The 507-nt window shown below is 68.0% G+C and carries 1 protein-coding gene; it reads right to left on the bottom strand.

Annotated elements, in window-relative coordinates:
- Window positions 1-244 (bottom strand): Sec-independent protein translocase subunit TatA/TatB (locus DEIPI_RS41805; protein WP_084473917.1); only part of this gene is annotated, 244 nt, incomplete at its 3' end.
- Between the last annotated feature and the right edge of the window lie 263 nt (window positions 245-507).

Below are 507 nucleotides of genomic sequence, written 5' to 3'. Positions count from 1 at the left end.
GCGGGCCCTCGGCGGGCGCCTCGGTCGTCGCGGGCGCGGTGGGCGCGATGACCGTGCGCTGCACGGGCGCGGGCTCGTCCTTGAAGCTGGACTCCAGCTCCTCCTTGAGGCCGTTCGTGCCGCGGCGGAACTCACGGATGCCCTGACCGAGGCTCTTGCCGAGCTCGGGGAGTTTCTTGGGGCCGAAGATCACGAGGGCGATCAGCAGGATGACGAGAATTTCTGGGGCACCGAGACCGAACATGGTGGTCACCTCCGGGAGTTTGAGAGCGGCGGCTCGAAAGAAGTTCCGGGCGTCTACCGATCACTCTACCGAGTACATATGAAGACAAACGTCACTTCGGATTGCCCACCCGCGTCCGCGTGGGTCTTCATGAATAGGCCCGCAGGGTGCCGTTCATGAACGCCACGTAGAGCGCGCCGTCCAGCACGAGCGGCGTGGCCTGCACGCCCTCCGCCTCCCGCGCGGTCCAGCGCGGCTCGCCCGTCCGCGCGCAGAGCGCCGCC

Origin of the sequence: Deinococcus pimensis DSM 21231 (assembly GCF_000519345.1) — a bacterium.
Taxonomy (GTDB): domain Bacteria; phylum Deinococcota; class Deinococci; order Deinococcales; family Deinococcaceae; genus Deinococcus_A; species Deinococcus_A pimensis.
This window is presented reverse-complemented; position numbering and strand designations above follow the sequence as displayed.